The sequence below is a fragment of the Bacillota bacterium genome, assembly GCA_040754675.1.
Taxonomy (GTDB): Bacteria; Bacillota; Limnochordia; order Limnochordales; family Geochordaceae; genus Geochorda.
Genome location: JBFMCJ010000371.1, coordinates 1 through 4,134 on the forward strand (window position 1 = coordinate 1; position 4,134 = coordinate 4,134).

The 4,134-nt window shown below is 67.7% G+C and carries 4 protein-coding genes; all 4 read left to right on the forward strand.

Translation table 11 applies throughout. From position 1 onward, the window contains the following. A partial coding sequence (locus AB1609_17040) for an ATP-binding protein (protein MEW6048153.1) occupies positions 1-704 on the forward strand: 704 nt, incomplete at its 5' end. Positions 705-756: 52 nt separating this feature from the next. Next, on the forward strand, positions 757-2,442 hold the full coding sequence (locus tag AB1609_17045; GenBank protein MEW6048154.1) for an efflux RND transporter periplasmic adaptor subunit: 1,686 nt from the start codon (positions 757-759) through the stop codon (positions 2,440-2,442). Continuing rightward, the gene (locus tag AB1609_17050; GenBank protein ID MEW6048155.1) at positions 2,442-3,113 is read left to right on the forward strand and encodes an ABC transporter ATP-binding protein; all 672 of its coding nucleotides are present in this window, start codon (positions 2,442-2,444) and stop codon (positions 3,111-3,113) included. Before AB1609_17045 ends, AB1609_17050 begins: the two co-directional genes overlap by 1 nt. Continuing rightward, positions 3,100-4,134 (forward strand): ABC transporter permease (locus AB1609_17055; GenBank protein ID MEW6048156.1); only part of this gene is annotated, 1,035 nt, incomplete at its 3' end. The genes AB1609_17050 and AB1609_17055, both read left to right, overlap by 14 nt.

Below are 4,134 nucleotides of genomic sequence, written 5' to 3' on the forward strand. Positions count from 1 at the left end.
CCGACGTCTCGCACGAACTGAGGACCCCCCTCACCTCCATCCAGGGCTTCGTGGAAGCTCTCAGGGACGGCGTGGTGGAGGACGAGGAGACCCGCAGGAGGTACCTGGCCACCATCCACGAGGAGGCGGTCCGCCTCGGCCGTCTTGTTCGCGACCTGCTCGACCTGTCTTTGATGCAGACGGGCAACACCGCCTGGACGCTGGGGCCGGTTGACGTGGGGGCCGTGGTGAGGCGGGTGGCCGCACGGTTTACCTCCGAGGCGGCCGAGAAGGGGGTAGAGCTTCTGGCAGACATCCCCGGCGTCCTGGCGCCCGTGCTGGGGAACGAAGACCGGATCGAGCAGGTAGTCGAGAACCTGCTTTCCAACGCGGTGAAGTTCACACCCCCGGGGGGTCGGATCGAGGTCAGCGCCACGGAGCAGGGGGCGGAGGTCAGGGTGAGCGTGAGGGACACGGGCCCGGGGATTCCCGCCGAGGACCTTCCCCGCATCTGGGAGCGTTTCTACCGGGTGGAGAAGTCCCGTGCCCGCTCGCACGGCGGTGCCGGGCTGGGGCTGGCGATAGTGAAGCAGATTGTGGAGGCGCACGGGGGAGTCGTGGCGGCAGAGAGCGAGCCCGGAGCGGGTTCGGAGTTCAGCTTCACGTTGCCCGTGGCCGGGCCCGCGCGGGGGCCCGGGCAGCCGGGCGAGGAGGAACCGTGCTAGCGGTCGTGGTGTCGATACTAACATGTCAGCAGAGAGGGGAAGGTGGCAGCCTGTGAGCAGCGGGAAAGCGCGTCTGGCCGCATTTGTGAGGGCCTTCGGGCGTCGCCGGAGGGTGTGGTGGGTCCTGGGGCTTGTGGTGGTGATCGGGGCGGCGGGCTGGGTGTGGGCCGGGAGGCGGAGCTCGCCGGCAGGCGGAGACGCGGGTTATCGCGCGGTTGCCGTGAGGCGGGGGCCGATTGAGGTGGTGGCCAGTGCGGACGGTGTGCTCCAGGCCGTCGACCGCCGGGAGCTGCGTGCCGGCACCGGCGGCCGGGTGGTGCGGGTTCTCGTCAGAGAGGGCGACGGCGTACAGGCGGGTCAGCTGCTCCTTGAGCTGGACAGCGAGGACCTCAGGGCGAGGCTGGAGAAGGCGGAGGTAACTCTGGAGCAAGCCAGGCGCGAGCTTGAGTCTCTGGTCAGGAACCGGCAGAAGCTAACCGTCAGGGCACCGGTTGCGGGGCGGGTGGTGAGCCTTCGGGTGGCGGAGGGCCAGCGCCTTTCCGGGGGGTCGCTGGTGGCGAGCATTGTTGACGACCGCCACCTGGAGGTGACATGTCATTTTACCGGGGCCCAGATCGCCTCCATCTCCGTTGGCCAGGCCGCCTCCGTGTTCGTGCCGGACTACATATGGGAGGTTCCGGGCACGGTTGTCCGGGTAAGTCGGGTGGGCCAGGCGGGGGCGAGCGGCGGAGTGCTGTTTCCGGTCTCCGTACTGCTGGAGAATCCCGGTGCACTGCGCCCTGGCATGGTGGCTGAGGTGCGCGTCGACACTGCTGGTGGATCGGTGCGGGCGGTAGAGGCGTCCACGCTTCAGGAGCCCCCCGGGCGCGAGATCTTCGCCGAGGTTGGGGGTGTTGTGACCAGGCTGGCGGTGAGGGAAGGCGACCATGTGGAGGCCGGTGAGGTGGTGGTTGAACTGTCTGGCGACGATGTTGAGGAGCAGGTGGCACTGCAGGAATTGAAGGTGAGGCAGGCGCAGCTGGAGGTCGAGTCGCTGCGGGCGGAACTTGCGGACAAGACAGTCGTTGCACCCTGTGCTGGTACGGTGACGAGCCTGCCGGTGAAGGAAGGAGAGTACGTTGGCCAGGGTGGCGTCGTGGCGGCGCTTGCCGATCCGGGGCGCCTTCAGGCCGTGGTCAAAGTGGACGAGGTGGACGTGACCAAGGTGCGGGTGGGCCAGGAAGCGGTGGTCACGGCGGACGCGTTCCCGGGTGAGCAGTTCCGGGGTGAGGTCTCCGAGGTGGCCGTGGAAGGCCGCCAGGAGGGGGGCGTGGGTGTGTACGACGTTAGGGTGGTCGTGCGCGAGCCGGGGCAGCTCAGGCAGGGAATGACGTGCCACGTCAAGATCAAGGTGGCGTCCAAGCAGGATGCTCTGCTGGTGCCGATTGAAGCCCTTCAGGTGGCAGACGGCGGGTACGGGGTCTGGGTTGCACCGGCCCCGGAAGGTTCCGGCGTGCGGGGCAATTTGCGGGGTGGAGGTGGAGCCGGGTCCCTGCAGGGAGCGAGGCCGGTTCGTGTGAAGGTGGGTCTGGTGAGCGCCACCGTGGCAGAGGTAACCGAGGGCCTGAAGGAAGGCGACCTCGTGCTGGTGCCGTTGCGTTCCGGTTCCCAGTCCGGCCAGAGGATGCCCGGCGCGATGGGCCCCATGCCTTTCTTTGGCGGTTCTCCCGAGCGGCCCCGCCAGGGGGTGGGGCGGTGATGATACGCGCGGAGAATCTGCGCAAGGTGTACCGCATGGGGCCGGCAGCCGTGGAGGCCCTGCGGGGGGTCAGTTTCGAGATCTCCGCCGGCGAGTTCGTGGCAGTCGTGGGGCCGTCCGGGTCGGGCAAGTCCACCCTGCTGCACCTTTTGGGCTGCCTGGACGTCCCCACCGGGGGGCGCTACTTCCTTGACGGCAGCGAGGTTTCCTCGCTGGGTGATGATGAGCTGGCGCGGCTGCGCAACCGCAAAATCGGTTTTGTGTTCCAGTCGTTTCACCTGTTGCCGCGGCTCACCGCGGTTGAGAACGTGGAGCTCCCCCTGGTCTACCGGGGCGTAAGGGCTGCTGTCAGGCGCCGGATGGCTGAGGAGGCTCTTTCGGCCGTCGGGCTGCGGGACCGGGCCGGGCACCGTCCCAACGAACTCTCCGGCGGGGAGCAGCAGCGGGTGGCGATAGCGCGGGCCCTGGTGGGCGATCCGGCAGTGATCCTGGCCGACGAGCCGACCGGCAACCTGGACACCCGCACGGGCGCCGAGATCCTGGACATCTTCGAGCAGCTCAACCGTGCCGGGCGGACGGTGGTGATGGTCACCCATGACCCCGCGGCTGCCTCGCGGGCAGGGAGGGTTCTCCGGCTGCGCGACGGCTTGCTGGAGGATGGCGGGAGGTGAGGCGGTCGTGAGCCTGCCCGAAACGCTCAGAGTGGCTGTGAGGACCGTTCTGGGGAACAAGTTGCGGTCGTTTCTCACCACACTTGGTATCGCCATAGGGGTGGCGGCGGTGATCGGGGTGGTGGCGGTCGGCCAGGGCACGCGGAACCGGGTGACGGCGCAGATAGAGTCGCTGGGTACTTATCTCCTTACGGTGCGGATTATGGGGCGTGGACCGCAGGCGGCCCTTTCTTACGCCGAAATGAGCGAGCTTACAGCTGACCTGCCCGGCCTTGCGGGAGCCGCGCCGGTTGCCAATGCCCAGGCCACCGCCAAGTACGGGGTGACCAAGTACGACGACTGCACCGTGATGGCGACCGACCACGAATACGAGGTGGTGCGGGAGGTAAAGGTGGAGCGCGGCAGGTTTCTCTCACCTTTGGACGTGGTTTTCCGCCAGAGAGCAGCGGTCCTCGGGCAGAACGTGGCGCGCGAGCTGTTCGGCCTGGCCGACCCCGTCGGGCAGGAAATCACGCTCAACGGGCAGAGCTTCCTGGTGGTAGGAGTTCTGGCGCCCCGAGGGTCGACCATGGCGGGGTCCGAGGACGACCAGGTGGTGGTGCCGATCACTGCGGCAGAGCGCCTGGTGGGCGGGCGTGGTATCAGGAGCGTGTACCTGAAGGGGGAGAGCAGAGAAGCCGTCGATCTCCTGTCGGCCGAGATTGAGGAGTGGTTGCTGCGGCACTTCCGGGGGGACCAGGACGCTTTCCGGATATTCAATCAGACCCAGATGCTGGAGACCGTCAGCCAGGTGAGCCAGACCATGACCCTCATGCTGGCTGGCATTGCCTTCATCTCCCTCCTCGTGGGGGGAATTGGCATCATGAACATAATGCTGGTGTCGGTGGTCGAGCGGACGAGGGAGATCGGCCTGCGCAAGGCGCTCGGTGCGAGGCGCCGGGACATCCTCTCCCAGTTCCTGGTGGAATCGGGGCTGCTCGGCCTGGTGGGAGGCGTTGCCGGGATTGCTACGGGAGTGGTC